This is a genomic window from Streptomyces sp. NPDC048606, assembly GCF_040650855.1.
GTDB lineage: Bacteria > Actinomycetota > Actinomycetes > Streptomycetales > Streptomycetaceae > Streptomyces.
Genome location: NZ_JBEZIB010000043.1, coordinates 38,109 through 64,581 on the forward strand (window position 1 = coordinate 38,109; position 26,473 = coordinate 64,581).

Consider the following 26,473-nt stretch of genomic DNA (forward strand, 5'->3'; position numbering starts at 1 on the left):
GCATCCTCGCACCTGTCGCCCGCAACACGCCCGACACCCACCGATAAATGATCTTGATCGTCGGTGGTGTCGCGCGCGAGCCGTTCCGTCGACCCGCGGGCGCCGGTCCGAGCTTCACAGGTGGGGGGCGACGCCGGGCGGAAACCGGCGGAAAGGGCCCCCGGCATACCCCACGAAACTCACCCTTCGTACACATGTACGGCAACCAACCTCCGCGGGCCAGCGTCTTCCCCGGGGACACCCCCTAGAGTTGGGGCCGAAACCCAACGCAGCGAAAAACCGGAAAAGACGACAGCAGGGAGCGCGAGACGTGCGGCCAGTCGGCAGCAAGTACCTGCTCGAGGAGCCGCTCGGGCGCGGCGCCACGGGCACTGTCTGGCGTGCCCGCCAGCGGGAGACCGCCGGTGCGGAGGCAGCCGTCGCCGGGCAGCCCGGCGAGACCGTGGCCATCAAGGTCCTCAAGGAGGAACTGGCCCAGGACCCGGACATCGTCATGCGCTTCCTGCGCGAGCGCTCCGTCCTGCTGCGCCTGACCCACCCCAACATCGTCCGCACCCGCGACCTCGTCGTCGAGGGCGACCTGCTGGCCCTGGTGATGGACCTGGTCGACGGCCCCGACCTGCACAAGTACATCCGGGAGAACGGCCCCTTCAGCCCCGTCGCCGCGAGCCTGCTGACCGCGCAGATCGCCGACGCGCTCGCCGCCAGCCACGCCGACGGCGTCGTCCACCGCGACCTGAAGCCCGCCAACGTGCTGCTCGACGAGAGCCACGGCCAGATGAAGCCGATGCTCACCGACTTCGGCATCGCCCGCCTGGCCGACTCCCCGGGCCTGACCCGCACGCACGAGTTCGTCGGCACCCCCGCCTACGTGGCCCCCGAGTCGGCCGAAGGACGCCCGCAGACCTCCGCCGTCGACATCTACGGCGCCGGCATCCTCCTCTACGAGCTGGTCACCGGCCGCCCGCCGTTCGCCGGGGGCACCGCCCTCGAAGTGCTCCACCGCCACCTCAGCGAGGACCCGCAGCGCCCCTCCACGGTCCCCGAACCGCTGTGGACCGTCATAGAGCGCTGCCTGCGCAAGGAGCCCGACGAGCGCCCCAGCGCCGAGAACCTGGCGCGCGGGCTGCGCGTGGTCGCCGCCGGCATCAAGGTCCACTCCTCGCCCGACGAGGTGGAGGCCGCGCTCGGCGTCGGCGCCCTGCTCGGCCCCGACCCCTCGCCGGCTCCGGTCCCGACCACCCCGGCCGGCGCCCCGCCCGCCGCGCCGCCGGACGCGTACGACCCGAACGGCATGACCAGCGTGCTCCCGCCGATCGGCGGGGCCGACGCGACCACCGTGCTGCCCGCCACCGGCGCGCCCGGGGCACCCGACCCGACCTCGGTCATGCCGCCCGTGCAGCAGCCGGACGCCCCGCACCCGTGGCAGTCGCAGATGCGGGCCGTCCGCGACCGCAACGAGCAGACGCAGATGCACTACCTCGACCCGAGCGAGGACCCGCTGCGCCGCCGTCCCCAGCGCCAGGCGCCCCCGCCGCCGCAGCACCAGCCGCGCCCGCCGCAGCAACAACACCAGCAGCCGCCGCAGCACCAGCAGCAGCGCCCGCCGCAGCAACAGCAGTACCAGCAGCAGCCCCCGCAGTACGGGTACCCGCCGCAGCAGCCGCCCCAGCAGTACGCGCCGCCGCAGCAGTACCAGCAGCAGCCCCCGCCGCAGCAGTACCAGCCGCAGCCCCCGCAGTACCGGCAGCCCCCGCAGCAGCCGGTGCAGCAGCCCCCGCAGCCCCCGCAACAGCAGCAGCCGCAGCGCCCGCCGCGGCAGCAGCAGCCCCCGCGCGAACCGCGCCCGCCGCGCGAGCCCCGCCGGCGCAGCGCCAACCCGGTCCGGATCCCGGGCCTCGGCTGCCTCAAGGGCTGCCTCGTCATGGTGCTCATGCTGTTCGTGGCGGGCTGGCTCGTCTGGGAGCTGACCCCGCTCCAGGAGTGGGTGGGCACCGGCAAGGGATGGTGGGACCAGGTCTGGAGCTGGGGCAGCGAAGCCGTCGACTTCGTCACCTCCATCGGCGAGTCCACCGGCAGCGGCGGCGGCGCCATGCCCTGATCCCGAGGCACCCGAAGTCGGCGCCGAGGGCCCCAACGGGCCCTCGTAGCGCCGACTTCGTGGATTTGTCGACATCCGGGACGTGATTTCGCCCGCAGAAGTGAAGGTCGCCGCGATCCGGAGGGCGTGTCCCCCACTCGGCCGCGTAGCTTGGGTGCGTACGCCAGCCGCTGAGGGAGCAGTCGTGGCACGGAAGATCGGCAGCCGGTACACCGCGCACCAGATCCTGGGGCGTGGCAGCGCGGGAACGGTGTGGCTGGGCGAGGGGCCGGACGGGCCCGTCGCCGTCAAACTGCTGCGCGAGGACCTCGCCTCCGACCAGGAACTGGTCGGACGGTTCGTCCAGGAGCGCAGCGCGCTGCTCGGCCTGGAGCACCCCCACGTCGTCTCCGTCCGCGACCTGGTCGTCGACGGCAACGACCTCGCCCTGGTCATGGACCTGGTCCGCGGCACGGACCTGCGCACCCGCCTGGACCGCGAACGACGGCTCGCCCCCGAGGCGGCCGTGGCCATCGTCGCGGACGTCGCCGACGCGCTGGCCGCCGCGCACGCGGCCGGCGTCGTCCACCGCGACGTCAAGCCGGAGAACGTCCTCCTCGACATGCAGGGCCCGCTGGGGCCGGGCGGCGCCCACCCGGCGCTGCTGACCGACTTCGGCGTGGCCAAGCTCATCGACTCCCCGCGCCGGGCCGCCGCCGCGCCGGGCGCCCGGGCCACCGCGCCCACCACCCGGATCATCGGGACGCCCGACTACCTGGCCCCGGAGATAGTGGAGGGCCTGCCGCCGAGGGCGGCCGTCGACATATACGCCCTCGCCACGGTGCTCTACGAGCTGCTCGCCGGGTTCACGCCCTTCGGCGGGGGCCACCCCGGCGCCGTGCTGCGCCGGCACGTCACCGAGACCGTGGTCCCGCTTCCCGGCATCCCCGACGAGCTGTGGCAGCTCATGGTGCAGTGCCTGGCCAAGGCCCCGGCCTCGCGGCTGCGCGCCTCGGAACTGTCGGCGCGGCTGCGCGACCTGCTGCCGCTGCTGGCCGGGATGCCGCCGCTGGACGTGGACGAACCCGACGACGCGGAGCCGGAGCCCGAGGTGGAACGGGAACCGGCGGCCGGCGCTACGGGCGCCCCGCCGCGTCGGCGCGGGGTGGTGCCGCTGGTGCCCGGGTCGGCGACCGACTCCAACCGGGACACCCACACCTCGATGCGGGTGCCGGGTCCGGAGGAACTGGCGGGCGGGGCCCTGGGCACGGCCCGGGTGCCGCGTCCCGCCGGAGGCCACCGGCCGGGCTCGGCCCGGCACCGGGCGGAGGCCGCGCGCAAGCGCAGGCTGGTGCTGTCCGCCTCCGCCGTGGCGCTGGCCGCCGCGGTCGGCGTCGGCAGCTGGATCGCCGCGTCGGGCGACGAGGGCGACGCCCCGCCCCGGGACAGCAAGCACTCGCGGCCCCTCACGCCCTGAGCCGCCCGGGGCGACCGGCGCCGTGGCGGGCGACCGGCGACAGGTGACCGTACGGGGTGACCGGTGACCGGCGGCCGTACGGGGTGACCGGCGACGCCCGGCCGGGCGGGGACGCGCGCCCCGCCCGCCCGGGCGGGGACGCGCGCCCCGCCCGCCCGGGCGGCCGGTTCAGGCGCCGATCAGCTCCGGGTGCCAACGGCGGGCCACCGCCGGGTGGGCGCGCACCCAGCCCTTGAGCTCGTTGCGGCCGTACTCCGCGTGCAGCGGGTTCGCGCTGTCCTGCGCGATGCCGGGCGCCGCGCTCAGGTAGGCGCCGGGGACGGTCTCCACCACGGCGTCGAGGCGCGGGTTGTAGAAGAACGGCACCGAGAACCGCTCCACGGCTCCGGGCGGGCTGACCACCCGGTGGTCGGTGGCCCGCAGGTAGCCCTCCGTCGCGATCTCCAGCAGCTCGCCCAGGTTGACCACGAAGGCCCCCGGCATCGGCGGGATGTCGACGTAGCCGCCGTCGCGCACCACCTGGAGGCCGCCCACCGAGTCCTGGAGGAGCAGGGTCAGGAAGCCGTAGTCCTTGTGCGCGCCGACACCCTGGTCCGCGCCGGAGGGGGCGGAGCCGGGGTAGCGGATCAGCTTCGTGTGCAGGTGGGGGCGGTCCGCGAAGGCCGCGTCGAAGAAGTCCGCGGGGGCGCCGATCGAGATCAGCAGTTCCCGGAGCAGCCGGTGGGCCACCCTCGCCAGGCGGGCCTGCCACTCCAGGACGACCTCGCGCAGCTCCGGCAGCGCGGCGGGCCACTGGTTCGGGCCCTCCAGCCACAGGTACGCCGGGTCCCCCGGGCCCACCTCGGGCGCCGGTCGCTCCGCGCCCACGTCGAGCTGGTCGCGCCAGTCGGAGGCGCCGCCCGTCAGCTCGTGGCCGATGCGGGTGTAGCCGCGGAAGTGCGGGGAGTTCAGATTGCTCACGGCCAGCCGGTCGGCCTCCGGGAGGGCGAAGAAAGCCCTGGTCAGCTCCAGTATCCGGGCGGTCTCGGCCTCGGTGATCCCGTGCCCCGTCAGGTACAGGAAGCCCGTGTCCCGGGCGGCGGCGTGCAGTTGGGTGAGGAAGTCGGCCCGCTCGGCGGGGTCGTCGGCCCGCGAGAGGTCGATCACGGCCAGCGACGCCGCGGCGGGGTCGGAGGCCAGGGAGGAAGAGGAAGGGGAAGCGGACGAAGGGTGCGCGGACGGCATGACGGCTCCGTTTCGGATGTCACGGGGTCCTGTGCCCGGAGGATGTGGGGGCAGGCGGATGGAGCGTGCCGCCGGCAGGGATGGCGCCGGGGCGGCGTGGCCGCGTTGCAGGACCGAAGTCGGATCGGGGTGGATCAGGCTTGTGCGGGGTCCGTCGGCAGACAGCTCGTCGTGGTGACACGCATGTGGTCCACATGGCGGCGCTTCACGAGTAGGACAGTCATATGGTGAGCGTACGCCTGTGCGGATGCCGTTCCGTACAAGGTTGACCGAGCCTGGCCGGAGAGTGCCGTCCGCGGACCGGCTACGCTGGACCCGTGGCAGTCGTCGATGTTTCCGAAGAGCTGAAGTCCCTCTCCTCGACCATGGGGTCGATCGAGGCCGTCCTGGACCTCGACAAGCTGAGGGCAGATATCGCCGTGCTCGAGGAGCAGGCCGCCGCGCCGTCCCTGTGGGACGACCCGGAAGCCGCCCAGAAGATCACGAGCAAGCTTTCGCACCTCCAGGCCGAGGTCCGCAAGACCGAGACCCTGCGGGGGCGCATCGACGACCTCGCCGTGCTGTTCGAGCTCGCCCAGGAGATGGACGACGCGGACACCCTCGCCGAGGCGGAGGCCGAGCTGACCTCCGTGCGCAAGGCGCTGGACGAGATGGAGGTCCGCACCCTGCTCTCCGGCGAGTACGCCGAGCGCGAGGCCCTCGTCAACATCCGCGCCGAGGCCGGCGGCGTGGACGCCTCCGACTTCGCCGAGCGCCTCCAGCGCATGTACCTGCGCTGGGCCGAGCGCCACGGCTACCCCACCGAGATCTACGAGACCTCGTACGCGGAAGAGGCCGGCATCAAGTCGACCACCTTCGTCGTCAAGGCCCCGTACGCCTACGGCACCCTCTCCGTCGAGCAGGGCACGCACCGCCTGGTGCGCATCTCGCCCTTCGACAACCAGGGCCGTCGCCAGACCTCCTTCGCGGGCGTCGAGGTCCTGCCCGTCGTCGAGACCAGCGACCACGTCGAGATCGACGAGTCCGAGCTGCGCGTCGACGTGTACCGCGCCTCCGGCCCCGGCGGCCAGGGCGTCAACACGACCGACTCGGCCGTGCGCATCACGCACCTCCCGACCGGCATCGTGGTCTCCTGCCAGAACGAGCGCTCGCAGATCCAGAACAAGGCCAGCGCGATGAACGTGCTCCAGGCCAAGCTGCTGGAGCGGCGCCGCCAGGAGGAGCAGGCCAGGATGGACGCCCTCAAGGACGGCGGCAGCTCCTGGGGCAACCAGATGCGCTCCTACGTCCTGCACCCGTACCAGATGGTCAAGGACCTGCGGACGGAGTTCGAGGTCGGCAACCCGCAGGCGGTCCTCGACGGCGAGATCGACGGCTTCCTGGAGGCCGGCATCCGCTGGCGCAAGCAGCAGGAGCAGACCGCGTAAGGCGGTCCCCGCGACGAAGCGGCAACGAAGAAGGACGGGCCCGGACACCCTCAGGTGTCCGGGCCCGTCCTTCTTCTGTGTGATCCGTCCGATCGGGACGCGGCGCGATCAGGCGGTCTGAGCCACCAGCGCCAGAGCCGCCACCAGCACCACCAGAAGCGCGATGAGCGTCACCGGATTCAGGCCGCCGAAGGGGCCCTCCTGCTGGAGGTGCCTCCGGTTCGCCCGGCACACGGGGCAGCGGCCCTGACTCACCGGTGCGGCACAGTTCGCGCACACGAGCCGGTCATAGGTCATGCGCTCCTCCTCTCGTCCCCTTGCGGATCGACCAACGACCGCGATCCTCGAACGACCGCGATCCTCAAACGACAACGGCGCGGGGAACGGGTGCGTTCCCCCTACCACTGTGCCGGCTCCGCGAACATTCGGCGCGGCCCCCTCGGGCACTCGCGGTCCCGCCCGAAGCCACCCGAGGATAAAACGGGCAACTGTCGAATGCCTGGTCCCCACCTCGCGCCCGGTCGCGTATGGTCACGGTCACCTACTCCCGGCGACCGTGGTGCTCCCGTGATCCGATTCGACAACGTCTCCAAGTCCTACCCGAAGCAGAACCGGCCCGCACTCAGAGATGTCTCCCTCGACATCGCCAAGGGCGAGTTCGTCTTCCTGGTCGGCTCCTCCGGCTCCGGCAAGTCCACCTTCCTGCGCCTGGTGCTGCGCGAGGAACGGGCCAGCCACGGTCAGGTGCACGTACTGGGGAAGGACCTCGCGAAGCTCTCCAACTGGAAGGTCCCGCAGATGCGGCGCCAGCTGGGGACCGTCTTCCAGGACTTCCGGCTGCTGCCGAACAAGACGGTGGCCGAGAACGTCGCCTTCGCCCAGGAGGTCATCGGCAAACCGCGCGGCGAGATCCGCAAGGCCGTCCCGCAGGTCCTGGAGCTGGTGGGGCTGGGCGGCAAGGAAGGCCGGATGCCCGGCGAGCTGTCCGGCGGTGAACAGCAGCGCGTCGCCATCGCCCGCGCCTTCGTCAACCGGCCCGCCCTGCTGATCGCCGACGAGCCGACCGGCAACCTCGACCCGCAGACCTCCGTGGGGATCATGAAGCTGCTGGACCGGATCAACCGGACCGGGACCACCGTGATCATGGCGACGCACGACCAGCAGATCGTCGACCAGATGCGCAAGCGCGTCATCGAACTCGAACAGGGCCGACTCGTGCGCGACCAGTCGCGTGGCGTCTACGGCTACCAGCACTGAAAGGTCCCTGAGACGTCATGCGCGCCCAGTTCGTCATGTCGGAGATCGGCGTCGGCCTCCGCCGCAATCTCACCATGACCTTCGCGGTCATCATCTCGGTGGCCCTCTCGCTGGCCCTCTTCGGCGGTTCCCTGCTCATGCGCGACCAGGTCAGCGCCATGAAGGGGTTCTGGTACGACAAGGTCAACGTCACCGTCTACCTCTGCACCAAGAGCGACGCCATCGACGCCGCGGCCGTCCCCGCGGGCAGCCCCGCCGATGGTTCCGCGGCGGCCTCCGGCTCGGGCCGACCGTGTTCCAAGGGGGCCGTCACCCCCGAGCAGAAGACGGGCATCGAGGCCGAGCTCAAGAAGATGCGGCTCGTCCAGACCGTCATGTACGAGTCCTCCGACGACGCCTACATGCACTACAAGGAGCGCTTCGGCCACACGGCGCTCGCCTCCGTCGTCACCCCCGACCAGATGCCCGACTCCTTCCGGGTCAAGCTGACCGACCCGGAGAAGTACGAGGTGATCACCTCCGCCTTCACCGGCCGCGACGGCGTCCAGTCCGTAGCCGACCAGAGCCAGGAGCTCGACAACCTCTTCGCCCTCCTGTCCACCCTCAACTGGGCCGCTCTCGGCATCATGCTCGTCATGCTGATCGTGGCGTTGCTGCTGATCGTCAACACGGTGCGCGTCTCGGCGTTCAGCCGTCGGCGGGAGACCGGGATCATGCGGCTGGTGGGCGCCTCCGGCTTCTACATCCAGGTGCCGTTCATCATGGAGGCCGCCGTCGCGGGCCTCATCGGCGCCGGACTGGCCTGCGGCATGCTGGGCGCCGGCCAGTACTTCGTGATCGACCACGGCATCGGGCTCCGCGAGAAGCTCGAACTGATCAACTTCATCGGCTGGGACGCCGTCCTCGCCAAGCTGCCGCTGGTCCTCGTCATCGGCCTTCTGATGCCCTCCCTCGCCGCCTTCGTCGCGTTGCGCAAGTACCTGAAGGTGTGACGAGCGCCCTGCGGGCGGTCCGGTCAACCCGGCCTGCCGCGGCGGGGCTTGTCCTAGACTCGGCCGCATGCCGGGTCTGCCCGATCTCTGTCTTCGGCCCCGCGACCTGCGTCGCGGGGCCGTCCTGACGATGGTCTTCCTCGTCTGCGTCGCCACCGCGGCCGGCACGGGATGCTGGCACACCGCCGAAGCCGGCGACGAGGCGCCCGCCGGCGCCGTCGCCGCCGCCCGGGCCGACGACCCACCGCACCGCGACCCGCCCGGCGCCGCCGCCACCGCCGACCGGGAGGCCGTCGCCCGCGCCGCCGCCGACGCCGTCGCCGAGGGGAAGTCCGGCAAGAAGGCCGCCCAGGAGGTGGTCAGCCGCAGCGGCGACCGCTGGGGCACCGTCTACGACCAGGGCGAGTACGCCTCCTTCGCCGAGGACCTCGACGGCCACTGGACCGGCGTCGGCCTCTGGGCGAACCGGCTGCGCGACGGCCGCATCGAGGTCGACAGGGTCCAACCCGACAGCCCCGCCGCCCGCGCCGGACTGCGCGCCGGGGACCGGCTGCTCAGCGTCGACGGCCAGGCCGTCACCGGCCTCGCCGTCGCCGACGTCGTCGCCCTGCTGCGCGGCAGGGCCGGCACCCGCGTGGTGCTCGGCATCGGCCGCGGCGGCGTGGACCTCACCGAGACCGTCCACCGGGAGCAGATGCGCAGCGAACCGGTGACCGTACGCCGACTCCCGGACGGCATCACCGTCATCAAGGTCACCTCCTTCACCCGGGGTTCGGGCGAACGGGTGCGCGACGCCGTGCGCGGGGCCCCGCCCGGGGGCGGGGTGCTGCTCGACCTGCGCGGCAACCGGGGCGGCCTGGTCACCGAGGCCGTCACCGCGGCCTCCGCGTTCCTCGACGGCGGGCTCGTGGCGACGTACGACGTACGGGGTTCGGAGCGGGCCCTGTACGCGGGCCCCGGCGGGGACACCACGCGGCCCCTGGTGGCCCTCGTCGACGGGGGCACGATGAGCGCGGCCGAACTGGTCGCCGGCGCCCTCCAGGACCGGGGCCGGGCCGTCGCGGTCGGCACCCGCACCTTCGGCAAGGGCACGGTGCAGATGCCGACCGAACTCCCGGACGGCTCGGTGGCGGAGCTGACCGTCGGCACGTACCGCACCCCGGCCGGCCGCAGCCTCGACGGCGGCGGCATCACCCCGGACCTGGCGGCCGGGGACGGGGCCGAGGAACGGGCGCGTGCGGTATTGGGTGGCCTCGGGGTGGGTCCGTAGTGCGAAAATGACCGCACTATGGCTAAGGAAAAAGGGCGCAAGCTGATCGCCCAGAACAAGAAGGCGCGGCACGACTACGCGATCATCGACACCTACGAGTGCGGGATCGTGCTCACGGGCACCGAGGTCAAGTCCCTGCGCCAGGGCCGTGCCTCGCTCGTGGACGGCTTCGTGTCGGTCGAGGGCCGCGAGGTCTGGATGTACAACGTGCACGTGCCGGAGTACAGCCAGGGCACCTGGACCAACCACAGCGCCCGCCGCAAGCGCAAGCTGCTGCTGCACCGGGAGGAGATCGACAAGCTGGAGCGGAAGGCGGACGAGTCCGGCCACACGGTCGTGCCGCTGTCCCTCTACTTCAAGGACGGCCGCGCGAAGGTCGAGATCGCGCTGGCGAAGGGCAAGAAGGAGTACGACAAGCGGCAGACCCTGCGCGAGAAGCAGGACACCCGCGAGACGAACCGCGCCATCTCGGCGATCCGCCGCAAGCAGCGGGGCACGGTTTAATCTCCTGGCACGCGGCGCCGTCCTTCGCGTACCATGGCGTCAGCACCTTCCGCTCGCGGGAGGGGCGACGTGCGGGTGACGAACCCGTGCGGAAGACAATTCAATAGTGTGAAACATGGGGATGATCGGTTTCGACAGCGGCTGTCGATGTAGGGGAAGCGAGCCGAGGAAGCGGCAATGATCTCGCTAACCACATGTCGCAAAAAATAATCGCCAACTCCAAGAGCGATAACTCCCGCTTCACCCTCGCTGCCTAATAACAGTGAGCTGAAGCCTCTGTGAGGAGCGTCAGCCCGGAAGTGGTCCCGGTCCGGATCCTGGCGTCAACCAGGGATCTAAACCTCTAGCCCCGGTCACGGGGGTTGGAGGGAAATCAAACAGTGACTGAGCCCGTCGGAGACTTGTCCGCGTGATCTCCGGGGCCGAGAAAAGCGCAGCGGAATGCGCTCGGAGAAGCCCTGCTTCTGCACCGTTGGACGCGGGTTCGATTCCCGCCATCTCCACTCATCCCATGTTGGGCGAAGCCCCCGCGACCTGTCGGTCGCGGGGGCTTCGTCATGTCCGGGTTCGGGTCCGGGTTCGGGTCCGGACCCGGGGGCGGATCAGCAGAACGGGACCTTGTTGAGGTTCCGGGCGTAGCGGGCGGCGATCCAGCCGGAGCCGTCGGCGAGCTTGTACCAGATCGAATTGCCGTCGACCTTCTGGCCGTTGACCTTGCACTGGAGGGCGACGGTCTGGCCCTTCAGGACCTTGCCGTGCTTGGCGTAGTGCGTGCCGGGGCCGGAGCGGACGTCGAGGCTCTTGCCGGTGGTGACGACGCGGGCCTTCGGGCCGTCGTGGTGGCCGGGCTTTCCGGGCTTGCTCGGCTTGCTCGGCTTTCCGGGCTTGCCGGGCTTGTCGTGGTGCTGGCCGCACTTCTTGCAGGTGCCGGGCTTGCCGGTGTCACCCTTGTCGCCCTTGGGGCCCTGCGGGCCGGCGGGGCCGCGGTCGCCCTTCGGGCCCTTGGCGCCCGGGGTGCCCTTGGGGCCCTGGGGGCCGACCGGACCGCGGTCGCCCTTGTCGCCCTTGTCGCCCTTCGGACCCGCGCCCGTGCCGGTGTCGCCCTTGGGTCCCTGCTCCCCCTTGGGGCCCTGCGGGCCGCGGGGTCCGGCGGGGCCGCGGTCGCCCTTGCGGCCGGTGTCGCCCTTGGGGCCCTGCGGCCCGGTGTCGCCCTTGTCGCCCTTCGGGCCGCCGGACGGACCCGTGTCGCCCTTGGGTCCCTGGTCGCCCTTGGGGCCCTGCGGGCCGCGGGGCCCGGCGGGTCCGCGGTCGCCCTTCGGTCCGCGCTCTCCCTTGTCGCCGCGGTCCCCGCGGTCCCCGCGCTCGCCCCGTTCGCCCCGCTCTCCCCGGTCCCCGGTGTCGCCCTTGTCGCCCTTCGGGCCGGGGCGGCCCGGCTTGCCGTGGTGGCCGGGCTTCCCGTCGTGGCCCGGACGGCCGTCGTGACCCGGCTTTCCGTCGTCGCCCTTCGGGCCGGTGACCGGCGTGGACACCGCGAACAGGGCGGCGTCCGCGGTGCCGGTGGCCCACTCGCCGCCGTCCAGGGTCGTGCCTTCGGGGGCGCCGGCGTCCACCTTCACGGACACCGCCAGACGCGTCTGCTCGTGGGCGGGGAAGGCGAACCCGGCCCGGGTGCCGGCCTCGCAGGTCAGCAGCCGGGCGTCGGAGGAACGGCTGCACGAGCCGCCGGACCGCTGCCCGTTCCAGTAGAACCGGGCCTCGGGGAACGTCGTCCGCTCGGGGGCGGTGATCCGGAAGGTTCCGCTGTGGGCCGCCTCCTCGCCGTTCGTCGCCGTGATGACCACGCGGCCCGTGTTGCCGGGGGCGATCGAGGGGACGTACGGCTGGGAGAAGCGGATGTGCGAGGAGTCGGCCAGGGCCGGCACGGCCGGCACGAGGCAACTCGCGGTGACGGCCGCGACGATCAGGGCCGAGGACACGGAACGGGAAGCAGACAAGGGGAGTTCCTCCGCGAAGGGAAGGGCGCTGGGAAGACCCCCCAGTTATGTCCGATCATGTGCGCCGGGGGTGCGTACCACGCGGGCGCCTTCACTCGCCCGCCGGAGCGATCGCCCCGACAGGGTGCACGGGCCGCCACACCGCGCACACAGACAGGGCGAGGAGCGCGGCGGCCGCCGGCAGGGCGTACGCGGTCGTCGTGCCGAGGTGGTCGACGGCCTGACCGGCCGTCGCGGAACCGGCCGCGATCCCGGCGAGGATGGCGGTGACGGCCACCGTCAGCCCCTCGTTGAGCCGGCCCTCCGGCGTGACCCGCTGGACCAGCGCCATCGCCGTGACCATCACCGGGGCCGTCGCGACGCCCGCCACGAGCAGGGCGAGCGCGAGCAGTGCGAGGGATCCCGAACCGGCCGCCGCCCAGGGCAGGGCCATCGCGACCGCCAGGGCGAGCAGGCAGACGGGCAGGGGGCGGGGGCGCAGGGCGCCGTAGAGCAGTCCGGCGGCGCAGGAGCCCGCCGCCTGGAGCGCCAGCACGGGGCCCGAGGCCGCGCCGAGCCCCTGCGCGGCGAGGTGCGCGACCGAGGTCACCTCCATCGAGCCGAACACGATCCCGGTGGCGAGGAGCACCCCGAGCAGGGGCAGCAGCACCCGCACCGGCGAGGGGCCGCGGGTGGTCGGCGTACCGCCGGCCGGGGGCTCCGTCGCCCGGTGCGCGGTGAAGACCAGCATGCCGGTCAGCAGGAGCACCGCGCCGATCAGGGTGCCGGCCTCGGGGAACCAGACGGAGCAGAGCAGGGCCGCGAGGACGGGGCCGAGCATGAAGCACAGTTCGTCGGCGGCCTGTTCGAAGGCCAGGGCGGTGTGCCGGGCCTCCGGGGGCAGGAGGTGGTTCCAGCGGGCCCGGGCCATGCCGCCGATGTTCGGGGTGGTCGCGGTGGCCGCGTACGAGGCGAAGAGGGTCCAGGCGGGGGCCTGCGTACGGACGCACAGGACCAGGGACAGCGAGCCGAGGACGGCGATCACCGTGGCCGGTACGGCGACCCGTGCCTGACCGTGGCGGTCGACGAGCCGGGCCGTCCACGGCCCGACGACGGCGGTGGCGGCCATGCCGGTCGCGGTGACCGCTCCGGCGAGGGCGTACGAACCCCGCTGCCCGGCGATCATCATCACCGCGCTGATCCCGAACATGCCCATGGGCAGGCGGGCGATGAGGTTCCCGGTGGTGAAGCCGCGCGCGCCGGGGAGGTCGAAGAGGAGGGCGTACGGGGTCCACACGCGGGCGGGCCGGACGGGGCGGGGGCGTTCGTCCCGGACGCGGCGGGAGGGCGGGGGAGGGGCGATCCGGGGCGGGGCGGCCAGGACGAGGGTGGAGCCGGTCACGGCCAGGAGCGGGGGGTTCTGCGGCATGCCCCGAGCCTGCGGCCCGCGCCCCCGCCCGGTCCAACACCTGTTCAGGGCCGATTCACCGCTCCCCGTTGTCAATCCGGGCGGCTCCGTTAGTCTCCGGGGGTGAATTCCCGCCACGTCGACCCCCGACTGCTGCGCGGCTTCGTCGCGGTGGCGGAGGAGCTGCACTTCTCCCGCGCCGCCGCCCGCCTCTACGTCGCCCAGCAGGCCCTCAGCCGGGACGTACGCCGCCTCGAACAGGCCCTCGACGCCACGCTGTTCCTGCGCACCACCCGCGCCGTCGAGCTCACCCCCGAAGGCGAACGCCTGCTCCCGCACGCCCGCGAGGTGCTGCGCGCCCACGAGGAACTCGCCGCCGCCTTCGCCGGCCCGCCCCGCCCCCTCCTCGTCGACGTCAACACCGACGGCCCCGGCACCGGCCGCAGGGTCCTCGAACGCGCCCGCGAACTCGCCCCCGGCCTGGAACTGATGGCCCGCTTCGAAAGCGGCCTCACCCACGCCGCCGCCGAGATCGCCGCCGGCCGCCTCGACGTCTCCTTCGGCTACCTCCACGGCCTCGACGCGACCCTGCGCGCCCGCCTCGACCACCTCCCCGTCCGCCACGAACCGCTCGCCGTGCTGCTCCCCGAAGGCCACCCGCTGGCGGCGTACGACGAGGTCCCGCTGGACGCCCTCGCCGGGGAGACCGTCTACGCGGGCGCCGGCAACCCGCGCACCCTGGAGTGGACCGGGCTGGCCCGCGAACTGTTCGCCGGACGCGGCATCGCACTCGCCCCGCCCGCGCCCGTCGCCGTCGGCAAGGAGGAGTTCCGCCGGGTCATGGCCAAGACCCGCAACCCCGTCCTCGCCACCGTCGGCTTCCTCGACATGCCCGGCACCGTCAAACGACCCCTGACCGACCCCGTACCGCTGTCCCCGCTGTCGATGGTGTGGCGGCGCGGCCTGACCCACCCCGGCCTCGACGCCCTCGTCCGCGCCGCCCGCGAACTCCAGGGCGCCCACCACTGGCTGGAGGTCCCCCCGGGCGGCCTCCTGCCCGCCGCGCTCACATCCGGCCCCGGGGGCGGGTGAGAGCACGGTTTCCCGCCGGTCATCGGGCGGGGACCGGGGCCGAAACGCGCCCTTCCTACGGTCTGACCACGGACGCGAGAGCTGTGGAGGCGTGTGATGACCGGTACGACCGCACCGCGCAGGTCAGGACGCTGGATCGAGCGGTGGGACCCCGAGGACGAGACCTTCTGGAAGGAGACCGGCGAGAAGACCGCCCGCCGCAACCTCCTCTACTCCGTGTTCAGCGAACACATCGGCTTCTCCATCTGGTCCCTGTGGTCGGTCATGGTGCTCTTCATGGGCCCCGCCTACGGCATCGACCCCGCCGGGAAGTTCTTCCTCATCGCCACCGCCACCTGCGTCGGCGCCCTGGTCCGCGTGCCCTACACCTTCGCCGTCGCCCGCTACGGGGGCCGCAACTGGACCGTCGTCAGCGCGCTGCTGCTCCTCGCGCCGACCCTCGCCGCCCTCCTCGTCATGGAGCCCGGCACCTCCTACGGCACCTTCCTGGCCGTGGCCGCCCTCACCGGGGTCGGCGGCGGCAACTTCGCCTCCTCCATGACGAACATCAACGCCTTCTTCCCCCTGCGCAAGAAGGGCTGGGCCCTCGGCCTCAACGCCGGCGGCGGCAACATCGGCGTCCCCGTCGTCCAGCTCGCCGCGCTGCTGGTCATCGCCACCGCCGGCGCCGGACACCCGCGCCTGCTGCTCGCCGCCTACCTGCCGCTGATCCTGCTGGCCGCCGGCCTGGCCCTGTGGCGCATGGACAACCTGGCGCCCGTACGCAACGACGCCGGGGCCGTCCGCGACGCGGCGCGCGAGCGCCACACCTGGATCATGGCCTTCCTCTACGTCGGCACCTTCGGCTCCTTCATCGGCTACAGCTTCGCCTTCGGCCTGGTCCTCCAGACCCAGTTCGGCCGCACCCCCCTCCAGGCGGCCTCCCTCACCTTCATCGGACCGCTGCTCGGCTCCCTCGTACGGCCCGTCGGCGGAGCCCTCGCCGACCGCTTCGGCGGCGCCCGCATCACCCTGGCCGGCTTCGTGGCGATGGCCGCGGCCACCGGCGTGGTCGTCCTGGCCTCCGTACGGGAATCCCTGCCGGTGTTCCTCGCCGGATTCGTCGCCCTGTTCGTGCTCAGCGGCGCCGGCAACGGCTCCACGTACAAGATGATCCCCGGCATCTTCCAGGCCAAGGCCCTCGCCCGGGGACTCGACCCCGAAGCCGCCGCCGCCGAGGGCCGCCGGCTCTCCGGCGCCTCCATGGGCCTCATCGGAGCCGTCGGCGCCCTCGGGGGCCTCGCCATCAACCTCGTCTTCCGCGCGGCCTTCCTCGGCTCCGGCTCCGGCACCACCGCCTTCGTCACCTTCCTCGGCTTCTACGCGGCGTGCTGCGCCGTCACCTGGGCGGTATACCTTCGCCGGCCCGTCGCGCCCCTGCCGTCGACCACCGCGACACCGGCGAACCCGCAGCTCACGTCCGTGTGACGGCGCCGGGGACGGGCGGGGCGAGTGCCCTGCTTTACGGCCCCGAAATACGGTGGAACCGAGCCTGACACGACGCGTTGGCAGGCTCGGGACGTACGAAGTCGACATCGGGCGAGGGCACGAGGCCGCCCGACGCCGCGAGACCATCCACGGGCACGGCAGCCGAGGCAGGACACCACCATGGACGACGCGACGCACACGGGCCCCGCCACCGCACCGTCGGCCGGACCCGCGACGCACACCGGCCCGGCCGCCGGCCCGGCGACCGGCCCCGCGACCGGCCCCGCGACCGGCCCCGCCGTAGGATCGCCGGCCGGTCCGTTGGCCGGGTTCACGGTCGGCGTCACCGCCGCCCGGCGGGCCGACGAACTGATCGCCCTGCTCCGCCGCCGCGGCGCGTCCACGGTGCACGCGCCGGCCCTGCGCATCGTGCCCCTCGCCGACGACGGCGAGCTGATGGCCGCCACCAAGAACCTCGTCGACTGCCCGCCCGACGCGGTCGTCGCCACCACCGCCATCGGCTTCCGCGGCTGGATCGAGGCCGCCGACGGCTGGGGCGTCGGCGAGGAACTCCTCGCCCGGCTCCGGGCCACCGAACTCCTCGCCCGCGGCCCCAAGGTCAAGGGCGCCGTCCGGGCCGCCGGACTCGTCGAGGCCTGGTCCCCGGCGTCCGAATCCCTCGCCGAGGTACTGGAACGCCTCCTGGCCGCCGGCGTGGCCGGCCGGCGCATCGCGCTCCAGCTCCACGGCGAACCCCTGCCCGGCTTCATCGAGGCCCTGCGCGCCGGCGGGGCCGAGGTCGTGCCCGTCCCCGTCTACCGCTGGATGCCGCCCGAGGACCTCGCCCCCCTCGACCGGCTCCTCGACGCGGTGGCCGTCGGGGCCGTCGACGCCGTCGCCTTCACCTCCGCCCCCGCCGCCGCCTCCCTGCTCTCCCGGGCCGCCGAACGCGGACTGCGCGAAGCCGTGCTGGAGGCGTTGCGCGGGCCCGTGCTCGCCGCCTGCGTCGGACCGGTGACCGCGCTCCCGCTCCAGGCCGAGGACGTGCCCACCGTCCAGCCCGAACGCTTCCGGCTCGGCCCCCTCGTCCAGCTCCTGTGCCAGGAACTGCCCGGTCGCGCCCGGGTGTTGCCCGTCGCCGGACACCGCCTGGAGATCCGCGGCCAGGCGGTCCTCGTCGACGCCGAACTGCGCCCCGTACCGCCGGCCGGGATGGCCCTGCTGGAATCCCTCGCACGCCGCCCGGGGTGGGTGGTGTCGCGGGCCGACCTGCTGCGGGCCCTGCCGGGCGCGGGTCGCGACGAGCACGCCGTGGAGACGGCGATGGCCCGACTGCGGGCGGCGCTGGGGGTGCCGACGCTGATCCAGACGGTGGTCAAGCGCGGCTACCGGCTGTCCCTGGACGCGGGGGAGTGCGCGCCCTAGGGCCTGTCGTCAAACTCCCGTCTGCCCCGCAACGCCCGGCACGCGCTCTCGCCGCACCGGGCGGAAGACCGAGTACGTCCAGTACACGGGCTTCCGCCCGGCACGCCGAGAGCACGCACCGGACGCCGCGGGGCCGCCCTCCGGGCGACGACGGGAGTTTGACGACAGGCCCTAGCGGGGGCAGGAGCGGGGCCGTAGCGGGGCCCGAGCCGGCCACGGGGTTCCGGGGGGCCGGGGCGTCGGCTAGCGTGCCCGGATGATCATCGACGGGGTGGAGATGCGCGGCGTCACGCTCGACGACGCCGCCGGACTGGCCGACGTACTGACCCGCAACCGCGCCCACCTGGCGCCCTACGAACCCCACCGGCCCGACGCGTTCTACACCGAGGACGGCCAACGCGCCCGCGTCCGGGGCCTGCTCGACGAACGCGACGCCGGACGCCTGGTCCCGTACGTACTGATCGAGGCGGCCACCGGCACCCCCGTCGGGGCGATCAACCTGGGCGACATCATCCGCGGACCGCTGTGCAGCGGCGGCGTCGGCTACTGGGTCGACCGGGCCTGGCACGGCCGCGGCCTCGCCACCGCCGCCGTCGAGGAGGTGTGCCGCGCCGCCCGCGACGAGCTCGGCCTGCACCGCGTCCACGCCGGCACCCTCGTCGACAACACGGCCTCCCAACGCGTGCTGACCAAAGCCGGATTCACCCCGTACGGCCTCGCCCCCCGCTACCTCCACGTCAACGGCGCCTGGCGCGACCACCGCCTCTACCAACGCCTCCTGCACGACGACCCGCCGCCCGCCCCGTAGCCCCTCGCACGGGGGCTTCCGCAACGACCGCCCCGGCGGCACTCTGGGGGGAGGCGCACCACGGCGACCGAGGCGGTGACGGGCATGTGGTTCGACTCCGGACGGGTCTGTCTCGACCTGCTGGCCACCCACCCACCCCGGGGCGGCCCCGAACAGATCCGCGACGGTGACGAACTGCGGCTGTGGCTCGTCGGCGCGGGCCTCGTCCCCGACCGGACCCCGCTCGGGCTCCTCGGCCCCGACTGGGTGGCGGCCTTCCGCGCCCTGCGCGGCGACGTCGACCACCTGGTGCGGGCCGAGCTGGCGGGCGCCGGCGGCGGTCCCGGTCCCGGCCCCGTGGCCGACGCCCGGGACGCCCTCGCCCGACTCAACGAGGCGGCGGCCGGAGCGCCCCCGGGCCTGTGCGCCGTACGCGACCAGGAGGGGCACCTCGTCCGGGAGCTGTGCGGCCGGGTGGAATGCGCGGGCCTGCTGTCGTCGGTGGCCCGGGACGCGGTGGAACTCCTCACCGACCCCGGCGACCTGGCGCTGCTGCGCACCTGCGCCGGCGAGGGCTGCGCCCGCGTCTACCTCGACACCTCCCGGGGCCACCGCCGCCGCTGGTGCTCCAGCGAACGGTGCGGCAACCGCGAACGCGTGGCCCGCCACCGCAGAAGGACCCGCCGGGGGGTGGGGGCGGGGTAGGGGGTAGGTGCGTCGTACGCCGCCCCGTGCGGGCCCGCTATCGCCCCCTCGACCCGGTGGGCTCGGCCGGTGGCTGCCCACCCGCCCCCTCGTCTGCGGGTGGGGGGTGGGTGCTACCCCGGTCGGGCGGGGTCGGGGAGGTGCCGGGGGTTTCCCGTCAGTCTCATCGTCTCTCCGGTGCGGGCCGGGCCCTCAAGGGCGCTCACTTCGTTCGCGTCACTGCGTGATGGCCTTCGGCCACCCTTGACCGCCCGTCCCGCCCCGGACATACGAAGACTGTCTGGAAACCCCCGAAAGAACGGTCACGGGGCAGGAGCAACAAAGACCCCCGCATCAGCGACCAGCGAGGACCCACCCCACGGGCCCACCGGGCATCCGGGCCCTCACAGCCCCTTTCGGCACCAAGCCTGCGGCCTACCCGCACGAAAAGTCGACGAGACCGTCCTGCGGAGCAACCGAGCGCGCCAGATCGCTACGCGCTCCTCTGGTCTCGGCGTCCGCCGGCCGTCTTGGGCTGATCGTAAGCGGGTTCGAGGTTGGTGGCGGCGGTGGTGAATTCACGGCCTGAAGCGGCACGGATGTAGGCCAGGTGCATCCAGCGCTCGATGCCGGTCGTCGAGACGTTCTCGTTGATCACGGCCATCAACTCGCCCTCGACTCCCGAGGCCACGTCGCGGACGCGACGGCGCAGGAGGTGGTGCGGGAGGTACTCGTAGCTCTCACTCATCGGGCGTCGCCTCGATGGAGGAGAGGAAGCGCTGCCGGCCGATTTGGGCGCGGACGAGCAGTTCCGGGCTGGGTTCGGAACCGATCTGGGGCCTTGTCCAGGTGATCTCCTGGACCTTGGGGACGTTGAGACTCACCGCCGCGGTACCTCCGTTTCTGAATGATGTGGGGCGCGGGCGGAGCCGCCACACAGTGATCGTGGGTGCCCCATGAGGGCGTTACCACTTCGTTTGCGGGACGTTCGGGACACTTCGCCGTTAGCGTTTGAACCGTCCCGAACGGCCTGGGGAGGCCTTTTGAATCACGCGCTTCGCCGTGCGATGGCGAATGTCAAGATGACGGAGAAGCAGCTCGCAGAAGCCTGCGGGGTCGACGCGAAGACGGTCGGGCGCTGGATCACGGAGCCCGACCGCATCCCCCATGCACGCCACCGATGGGCAGCCTGCGAAGTACTGGGCGAGGAGGAGGCGACCCTGTGGCCCCAATCCATCCGGTCGGCTTTGACCAGGGGGCCCGACCAGGAGATGGTTCAGGTCTTTCCCTACCGCTCGGCGGCACCTGCGGGTCTGTGGCGCTCGCTGATCTCGAAGGCCCGAAGGGACCTGGTGTTCGCCGGATACACCAACTACTTCCTGTGGTTGGAGCAGGCGAACCTGGCCGGTGCCCTGCGGCGCAAGGCCCACGACGGGTGCCGCGTTCGTTTTCTCGTCGGGGACCCCGGCAGCCCGGTGACGACGGCCCGCGAACAGGAAGAAGGGGTACCGCTGACCCTGTCGACGCGGATCGCGGTCACTTTGAACGAGCTGGCGAAGCTACGTGACGTGCCTGGCATCGAAGGCCGATTGGAGACGGGTCACGTCAACCTCTCGGTGTTCCGGTTCGACGACGAGATGGTCGTCACCCCGATCCTGGCCAGACGGGTCGGGCACGACTCCCCGATGATGCACCTGCGCCGCCGGCAGGTGGACGGCATGTTCGATCGGTTCGCGGAGCATGTCGAAGAGCTGTGGAGTCGCGGGCGTGAGATCAGGAAGGATTCCGACGATGGGCAGGCGTGACTACGAGGACGATCCCGACGCGCCAGAGGCAAACAGTCTCGTGCCCGCCGCGTCCGCCGTCGTGGTGGACGAGGGCGGCCGGGTGCTGTTGCAGCGTCGGACCGACAACGGGATGTGGGCCCTGCCCGGCGGGAGGATGGACCTGGGCGAGTCCATCGGGGACTGCGCGGTCCGGGAGACCTACGAGGAGACCGGGGTGATCGTGGAGATCACCGGCATCGTCGGTACCTACACCGACCCCGGTCACGTGTTCGCGTACGACGACGGCGAGGTGCGCCAGGAGTTCTCGATCTGCCTGTTGGCCCGACCGACGGGCGGCACCCTTCGGACGTCGGACGAGTCCTTCGAGGTCGCATGGGTCGCTCCGGACGAGATCGACGCGCTTCCCATGGTGGCGAGCATCCGCAAACGCCTGGACGACTGGCGCGCCGGGGCTGGGCCCGTCGTCCGGTAGGGGCCGGGCGGCCCGCGGGTGCCCGGATGTCGACTTTTCGGGCGGGTGGGTCGTCCGGCGCGCGGAACCGGCGTGCGGAGCGGGGGCGGATTCGCGTACGGTTGACGGTCGCCCATGCACGTCAGAAGGGGGCCTTGGTGGCCGCGCAGAATGCCGCTGTCGACAGCACGGCGGATTCCGTCCGCGATCGGGAGATCGCGGTCGAGCAGACGCATCTCGATCAGGTGTACCGACGCCTTGAGGAGAAGATCCACGAGGCCGAGTTCCTCATGAACGACGCCGCCCAGCGCGGCCAGGTCGGCACGCCCGGCGCGCTCGCCGAGCGCGACGCGCAGGTGTTCCGTGCCGGGATCCACCTCAACCGGCTCAACAACGAGTTCGAGGACTTCCTCTTCGGGCGGATCGACCTGGTGTTGGGCAAGGACGGGGAGCGGGGCCCGGACGGGGCGTACACGTCCGTCGAGCCCGCCGAGGACGCGCTGCGCGCCGATCTCACCGCCGACATCGCCGAGACGCTCCACATCGGGCGCATCGGGGTGCTCGACAGCGACTACACGCCGCTGGTCATCGACTGGCGGGCGCCGGCGGCCGCGCCGTTCTACCGGTCGACGCCCAAGGATCCCGGCCGCGTCGTGCGCCGTCGCGTGATCCGGTCCAAGGGGCGCAAGGTGCTCGGCGTCGAGGACGACCTGATGCGTCCCGAGGTGACCGCGTTCCTCGACGGGCGCGAGCTGCCCGCCATCGGTGACGGGGCGCTGATGGCCGCCCTGGGGCGGGCCCGTACGCACTCCATGCGGGACATCGTCTCCTCCATCCAGGCCGAGCAGGACCTCGTGATCCGGGCGCCCGCCGCGTCCGTGGCCGAGGTGGCCGGCGGGCCGGGTACGGGGAAGACGGCCGTGGCCCTGCACCGGGCGGCGTACCTGCTGTACCAGGACCGTCGCCGTTACTCGGGCGGGATCCTGATCGTCTCCCCGACGCCGCTGCTCGTCGCCTACACGGAGGGGGTGCTGCCCTCGCTCGGCGAGGAGGGGCAGGTGGCCATCCGGGCGCTCGGTTCGCTGGTCGACGGGGCCGAGGCGAGCACGTACGACGAACCGGACGTGGCCCGGATCAAGGGCTCCTCCCGCATGCTCAAGGTGCTGCGGAAGGCGGTTCGAGGGGCGTTGGAGCTGGGGGACGCGCCCGAGCGGCTGCGCGTGGTGGCCTTCGGGCGCCGCCAGGAGCTGGAGGCGCCCGAGCTGAACCGCATCCGGCAGACGGTGCTGGGCGGCACGGCGCCGGTGAACCTGCTCCGGCCGCGTGCCCGCAGGCTGCTCCTGGACGCGCTCTACGCGAAGACCGGCGCGTCGGGTCGGCACTCCGACCCGGAGCTGGCCGCCGAGCTGCGGTCGGCCTTCGACGAGGACATCTCCACCGAGGACGCCTTCCTCGGCTTCCTCGACGCGTGGTGGCCGGAGCTGACCCCGCGCCGGGTGCTGGCGGCGATGGCCGACGAGCGGCGCCTGGGTCGCTGGTCGCGCCGGGACCTGAACCCGCGCGAGGCCCGCCGGCTGGCCCGTTCGCTGCGCCGGCTCGGTCCGGACGGCAAGGGGCCGCTGTCGGTGCACGACGTGGCCCTCCTGGACGAGCTCCAGCAGCTGCTCGGCGCGCCGGCGCGGCCCAAGCGCAAGCGGGAGATGGATCCGCTCGACCAGCTCAGCGGGTTGGAGGAGCTGATGCCGACCCGCGAGGAGACCCAGTGGGAGCGGGCGGAGCGGATCGCCGCCGAGCGCACCGAGTACGCGCACGTGATCGTCGACGAGGCGCAGGACCTGACGCCGATGCAGTGGCGGATGGTGGGGCGGCGCGGTCGTACGGGCACCTGGACGGTGGTCGGCGACCCGGCGCAGTCCTCCTGGACGGATCCGGAGGAGGCCGCCGCCGCCCGTGACGAGGCGTTGGGCAGCCGGCCGCGCCGGCGGTTCACGCTGACCGTGAACTACCGCAACCCGGCGGAGGTCGCCGAGGTGGCCGCGCGGGTCCTGGAGCGGGCCATGCCGGGCATGGAGCCGCCGACGGCGGTGCGTTCCACGGGGCTGGAGCCGCGTTTCGCGGTGGCCTCCGGTGATCTGGGCGCGGCGGTGCGGGAGGAGACCGTACGGCTGTTGGAGCAGGTCGACGGCACGGTCGGTGTGGTCGTGGCGATGGAGCGGCGTGCCGAGGCGGCGGGGTGGCTGGCGGACCTGGGCGGGCGTGCGGTGGCCCTGGGCAGTCTGGAGGCCAAGGGGCTGGAGTACGACGCCACGGTGGTGGTCTCCCCGGCGGAGATCGCGCAGGAGTCCCCGGCGGGCCTGCGGGTGCTCTACGTGGCGCTGACGCGCGCGACGCAGCAGCTGACGGTGGTTTCGGCGGAGGGTGACGGCCCGGGCGCCGACGGGGTTCCGGAGCTGTTGCGCCCCTGAGCGGGTACGGGGCGGCCCCGCCGGGGCCGCCCCGCCCCGGCGGGGGGTCGGGGGTGGGGCCGGATGGCCCGCGGCCAGGCGCGTGAGGGGTGCGTCCGACTCGCGGGAGGGGGGACCGCATTCGGCGATCCTTTGTTAGCCTGGGTACGACACCGGCTCGATCCAAGCCCCCGGGCCCAACCTTCGTCGCCTAGAGCGACCACTTGCCGCGAGGCGAGCATGGCGGGTCGGTGTCTTAGTCGGAACACCAGGTCCGCGCCCCCCACGAGTGGGGGGCGCGGACCTGTTTTGTGTTAAACCACGATTCCGCGCGCTCCCGGTATCTCGTATGGTGGAAGAGTTCTTCCGAAATTTGTAGCTGGTTACCTCGTACTGGCTGGTAGGTGGGACGATCGGACAACGGGACCTGTCACACCTGCCGTGTGCGGGCCCCCGCGTACAGCGATAAACAGGGACAGAAGAGGAACACGGCCATGGCAACGGCGCCCAGCGTCTCGTATTCGATGACGGTCCGCCTGGAAGTGCCCGCGAGCGGAACCGCGGTCTCCCAGCTCACCACCGCCGTGGAGTCCTCGGGGGGATCGGTCACGGGTCTCGACGTGACCGCGTCCGGCCACGAGAAGCTCCGGATCGACGTCACCATCGCCGCGACCTCCACCGCGCACGCCGACGAGATCGTCGAGAAGCTGCGCGGCATCGAGGGCGTCAGCCTGGGCAAGGTCTCCGACCGAACCTTCCTGATGCACCTCGGCGGCAAGATCGAGATGTCGTCCAAGCACCCCATCCGCAACCGCGACGACCTCTCGATGATCTACACCCCGGGCGTGGCCCGCGTGTGCACCGCGATCGCCGAGAACCCCGAGGACGCCCGGCGCCTCACCATCAAGCGCAACTCCGTCGCAGTCGTGACCGACGGCTCGGCCGTGCTGGGCCTCGGCAACATCGGCCCGATGGCCGCGCTGCCCGTCATGGAGGGCAAGGCGGCCCTCTTCAAGCGCTTCGCCGGCATCGACGCCTGGCCGATCTGCCTGGACACCCAGGACAGCGACGAGATCGTCGCCATCGTCAAGGCCATCGCCCCGGGCTTCGCCGGCATCAACCTGGAGGACATCTCCGCGCCGCGCTGCTTCGAGATCGAGGCACGGCTGCGCGAGGCCCTCGACATCCCCGTCTTCCACGACGACCAGCACGGCACCGCGATCGTCGTCCTGGCCGCGCTGACCAACGCACTGCGCGTGGTGGGCAAGGCCGTTGGCGACGTCAAGGTCGTCATGTCGGGCGCCGGCGCGGCCGGTACGGCCATCCTCAAGCTGCTCCTCGCGGCGGGCGTGAAGAACGCCGTCAGCGCCGACATCCACGGCGTCGTGCACGCGGACCGCCCCGACCTCGTCGACGCGGCCCCCGACTCCCCGCTGCGGTGGATCGCCGACAACACCAACCCCGAGGGCTACACCGGCACCCTCAAGGAGGCCGTCGTCGGCGCCGACGTCTTCATCGGCGTCTCGGCCCCGAACGTGCTCTCCGGCGAGGACGTCGCCGCCATGGCCGAAGGCGCCATCGTGTTCGCGCTCGCGAACCCGGACCCGGAGGTGGACCCGGCGATCGCCCGCCAGACCGCCGCCGTCGTGGCCACCGGCCGCTCGGACTTCCCGAACCAGATCAACAACGTGCTGGTCTTCCCCGGCGTCTTCCGCGGCCTGCTGGACGCCCAGTCCCGCACCGTGAACACCGGCATGATGCTGGCCGCCGCGACCGCCCTGGCCGACGTCGTCGGCGAGGACGAGCTGAACGCGAACTACATCATCCCGTCCGTCTTCAACGACAAGGTCGCGGGCGCCGTGGCCGGTGCCGTCCGCAAGGCCGCCACCGCCTCCGCGGCCACCGCCGAATAGCCGGCCGAACGGTCACGGTGCCCGCCGGTTCCCGGCCGGCGCTGTGACCGTCCCCACCCTCGATCCCGGCGCGTCGCGGGATGCGGGTCCGCCCGGGCGGCCCTAGGGTTGCGGGGATGCCCGCGTGGCCCGCGGTCCGCATCCACCGGGTGTCCGGCCGGAGCCCCGGGTGTGGACGGAGCGTCACCGCGGCGTGACTGTGGCGCTTTTCGTGTGACCCTGGCGGGTGCCGGATTGGCTTTCCCGCCGCTGGTGGGGGCAGGATGCGTAACCGGGCGAGAGGGTCTGACGTTCAGACCCGGGTCCGGGGACTGTCCGAGGGCCCTGGCAGCATCGGCTTCGATCTCACGCCTCTAAGGCAAGTTGAACACGGGAGTACAACATGAACCGCAGTGAGCTGGTGGCCGCTCTGTCCGAGCGCGCCGAGGTGACCCGCAAGGACGCCGACGCCGTTCTGGCCGCGCTCGCCGAGACCGTCGGCGAGATCGTCGCCAAGGGCGACGAGAAGGTCACCATCCCCGGCTTCCTGACCTTCGAGCGCACCCACCGTGCCGCTCGCACCGCGCGCAACCCGCAGACCGGCGACCCCATCCAGATCCCGGCCGGCTACAGCGTGAAGGTCTCCGCGGGCTCCAAGCTCAAGGAAGCCGCCAAGGGCAAGTAACACCGCCCTTGTGCCGAGGGCCGCACCGGCCCTCGGGACGGCAGTGGTACGTAGAACGCAGGAACCACCTCTCCACCGGTGAAACCGTCTGCGAAGCCCGAGCGGGCGTTCGCCACGCCGAGTATCCGGGCCGTCGCTTTGCGTGGT

At 72.6% G+C, this 26,473-nt stretch carries 23 protein-coding genes and 1 other RNA gene; 18 read left to right on the forward strand and 6 right to left on the reverse strand.

Features of this window, described 5'->3' with window-relative positions:
- Positions 1–310: 310 nt before the first annotated feature.
- The gene (locus tag AB0D01_RS34015; protein ID WP_363062184.1) at positions 311–2,101 is read left to right on the forward strand and encodes a serine/threonine-protein kinase; all 1,791 of its coding nucleotides are present in this window, start codon (positions 311–313) and stop codon (positions 2,099–2,101) included.
- 184 nt (positions 2,102–2,285) lie between these two features.
- Positions 2,286–3,557, forward strand: coding sequence for a serine/threonine-protein kinase (locus AB0D01_RS34020; RefSeq protein WP_363062186.1), 1,272 nt, complete (start codon positions 2,286–2,288; stop codon positions 3,555–3,557).
- Positions 3,558–3,725: 168 nt separating this feature from the next.
- On the opposite strand, the gene AB0D01_RS34025 is transcribed toward AB0D01_RS34020, so the two are convergent.
- Entirely contained in the window at positions 3,726–4,781 is a 1,056-nt protein-coding gene (locus tag AB0D01_RS34025; RefSeq protein WP_363062188.1) for a 2-oxoglutarate and iron-dependent oxygenase domain-containing protein, read from the reverse strand.
- Positions 4,782–5,098: 317 nt separating this feature from the next.
- Between AB0D01_RS34025 and prfB the strand changes: the two genes are divergently transcribed.
- Positions 5,099–6,208, forward strand: coding sequence for a peptide chain release factor 2 (gene prfB, locus AB0D01_RS34030; RefSeq protein ID WP_363062190.1), 1,110 nt, complete (start codon positions 5,099–5,101; stop codon positions 6,206–6,208).
- Positions 6,209–6,316: 108 nt separating this feature from the next.
- Here the strand turns inward: prfB and AB0D01_RS34035 are convergent, their stop codons facing one another.
- The gene (locus AB0D01_RS34035) at positions 6,317–6,505 is read right to left on the reverse strand and encodes a hypothetical protein (protein ID WP_363062192.1); all 189 of its coding nucleotides are present in this window, start codon (positions 6,503–6,505) and stop codon (positions 6,317–6,319) included.
- 270 nt (positions 6,506–6,775) lie between these two features.
- Between AB0D01_RS34035 and ftsE the strand changes: the two genes are divergently transcribed.
- The 5 genes from ftsE to ssrA all read left to right on the forward strand — a co-directional run bounded on the left by ftsE (position 6,776) and on the right by ssrA (position 10,737).
- Positions 6,776–7,465, forward strand: a complete 690-nt coding sequence (gene ftsE, locus AB0D01_RS34040) for a cell division ATP-binding protein FtsE (protein WP_363062194.1) — start codon at positions 6,776–6,778, stop codon at positions 7,463–7,465.
- 17 nt (positions 7,466–7,482) lie between these two features.
- A complete protein-coding gene (ftsX, locus tag AB0D01_RS34045) occupies positions 7,483–8,457 on the forward strand; it encodes a permease-like cell division protein FtsX (protein WP_363062196.1) in 975 nt (324 codons plus the stop codon).
- Positions 8,458–8,524: 67 nt separating this feature from the next.
- The gene (locus AB0D01_RS34050) at positions 8,525–9,727 is read left to right on the forward strand and encodes a S41 family peptidase (RefSeq protein ID WP_363062198.1); all 1,203 of its coding nucleotides are present in this window, start codon (positions 8,525–8,527) and stop codon (positions 9,725–9,727) included.
- A gap of 18 nt (positions 9,728–9,745) precedes the next feature.
- Positions 9,746–10,231, forward strand: a complete 486-nt coding sequence (gene smpB, locus AB0D01_RS34055; protein ID WP_363062200.1) for an SsrA-binding protein SmpB — start codon at positions 9,746–9,748, stop codon at positions 10,229–10,231.
- Between the two features lie 117 nt (positions 10,232–10,348).
- Positions 10,349–10,737, forward strand: a transfer-messenger RNA (tmRNA) gene (ssrA, locus tag AB0D01_RS34060).
- 96 nt (positions 10,738–10,833) lie between these two features.
- Here ssrA and AB0D01_RS34065 read toward each other — a convergent pair.
- Entirely contained in the window at positions 10,834–12,225 is a 1,392-nt protein-coding gene (locus AB0D01_RS34065) for an SH3 domain-containing protein (protein ID WP_363062202.1), read from the reverse strand.
- Positions 12,226–12,316: 91 nt separating this feature from the next.
- Positions 12,317–13,633, reverse strand: a complete 1,317-nt coding sequence (locus AB0D01_RS34070) for an MFS transporter (RefSeq protein WP_363062204.1) — start codon at positions 13,631–13,633, stop codon at positions 12,317–12,319.
- Between the two features lie 102 nt (positions 13,634–13,735).
- On the opposite strand from AB0D01_RS34070, the gene AB0D01_RS34075 reads away from it, so the two are divergent.
- The 5 genes from AB0D01_RS34075 (at position 13,736) to AB0D01_RS34095 (ending at position 19,088) form a co-directional block, all read left to right on the forward strand.
- Positions 13,736–14,704, forward strand: a complete 969-nt coding sequence (locus AB0D01_RS34075) for a LysR family transcriptional regulator (RefSeq protein WP_363062206.1) — start codon at positions 13,736–13,738, stop codon at positions 14,702–14,704.
- 96 nt (positions 14,705–14,800) lie between these two features.
- On the forward strand, positions 14,801–16,171 hold the full coding sequence (locus tag AB0D01_RS34080) for a nitrate/nitrite transporter (RefSeq protein WP_363062208.1): 1,371 nt from the start codon (positions 14,801–14,803) through the stop codon (positions 16,169–16,171).
- Positions 16,172–16,351: 180 nt separating this feature from the next.
- Positions 16,352–17,596: a uroporphyrinogen-III synthase gene (locus tag AB0D01_RS34085; RefSeq protein ID WP_363062210.1), complete on the forward strand. Its 1,245-nt coding sequence runs from the start codon at positions 16,352–16,354 to the stop codon at positions 17,594–17,596.
- A 256-nt stretch (positions 17,597–17,852) separates the two neighbouring features.
- Positions 17,853–18,404, forward strand: a complete 552-nt coding sequence (locus tag AB0D01_RS34090) for a GNAT family protein (protein ID WP_363062212.1) — start codon at positions 17,853–17,855, stop codon at positions 18,402–18,404.
- Positions 18,405–18,488: 84 nt separating this feature from the next.
- The gene (locus tag AB0D01_RS34095; RefSeq protein WP_363062214.1) at positions 18,489–19,088 is read left to right on the forward strand and encodes a CGNR zinc finger domain-containing protein; all 600 of its coding nucleotides are present in this window, start codon (positions 18,489–18,491) and stop codon (positions 19,086–19,088) included.
- Positions 19,089–19,560: 472 nt separating this feature from the next.
- On the opposite strand, the gene AB0D01_RS34100 is transcribed toward AB0D01_RS34095, so the two are convergent.
- Positions 19,561–19,815, reverse strand: coding sequence for a hypothetical protein (locus tag AB0D01_RS34100; RefSeq protein ID WP_363062216.1), 255 nt, complete (start codon positions 19,813–19,815; stop codon positions 19,561–19,563).
- Positions 19,808–19,951, reverse strand: a complete 144-nt coding sequence (locus AB0D01_RS34105) for a hypothetical protein (protein ID WP_363062218.1) — start codon at positions 19,949–19,951, stop codon at positions 19,808–19,810. Before AB0D01_RS34105 ends, AB0D01_RS34100 begins: the two co-directional genes overlap by 8 nt.
- Before the next feature lie 198 nt (positions 19,952–20,149).
- On the opposite strand from AB0D01_RS34105, the gene AB0D01_RS34110 reads away from it, so the two are divergent.
- The 5 genes from AB0D01_RS34110 to AB0D01_RS34130 all read left to right on the forward strand — a co-directional run bounded on the left by AB0D01_RS34110 (position 20,150) and on the right by AB0D01_RS34130 (position 26,326).
- Positions 20,150–20,872, forward strand: a complete 723-nt coding sequence (locus tag AB0D01_RS34110) for a DUF5919 domain-containing protein (protein ID WP_363062220.1) — start codon at positions 20,150–20,152, stop codon at positions 20,870–20,872.
- A complete protein-coding gene (locus tag AB0D01_RS34115; RefSeq protein ID WP_363062222.1) occupies positions 20,859–21,326 on the forward strand; it encodes an NUDIX domain-containing protein in 468 nt (155 codons plus the stop codon). Before AB0D01_RS34110 ends, AB0D01_RS34115 begins: the two co-directional genes overlap by 14 nt.
- 137 nt (positions 21,327–21,463) lie before the next feature.
- Positions 21,464–23,770 (forward strand): UvrD-helicase domain-containing protein, encoded by a 2,307-nt coding sequence (locus AB0D01_RS34120; RefSeq protein WP_363062224.1) that lies wholly within the window; start codon positions 21,464–21,466, stop codon positions 23,768–23,770.
- A gap of 473 nt (positions 23,771–24,243) precedes the next feature.
- Positions 24,244–25,662, forward strand: a complete 1,419-nt coding sequence (locus tag AB0D01_RS34125; protein ID WP_363062226.1) for an NAD-dependent malic enzyme — start codon at positions 24,244–24,246, stop codon at positions 25,660–25,662.
- 382 nt (positions 25,663–26,044) lie between these two features.
- Positions 26,045–26,326 (forward strand): HU family DNA-binding protein, encoded by a 282-nt coding sequence (locus tag AB0D01_RS34130; protein ID WP_007264399.1) that lies wholly within the window; start codon positions 26,045–26,047, stop codon positions 26,324–26,326.
- Positions 26,327–26,473 lie beyond the last annotated feature (147 nt).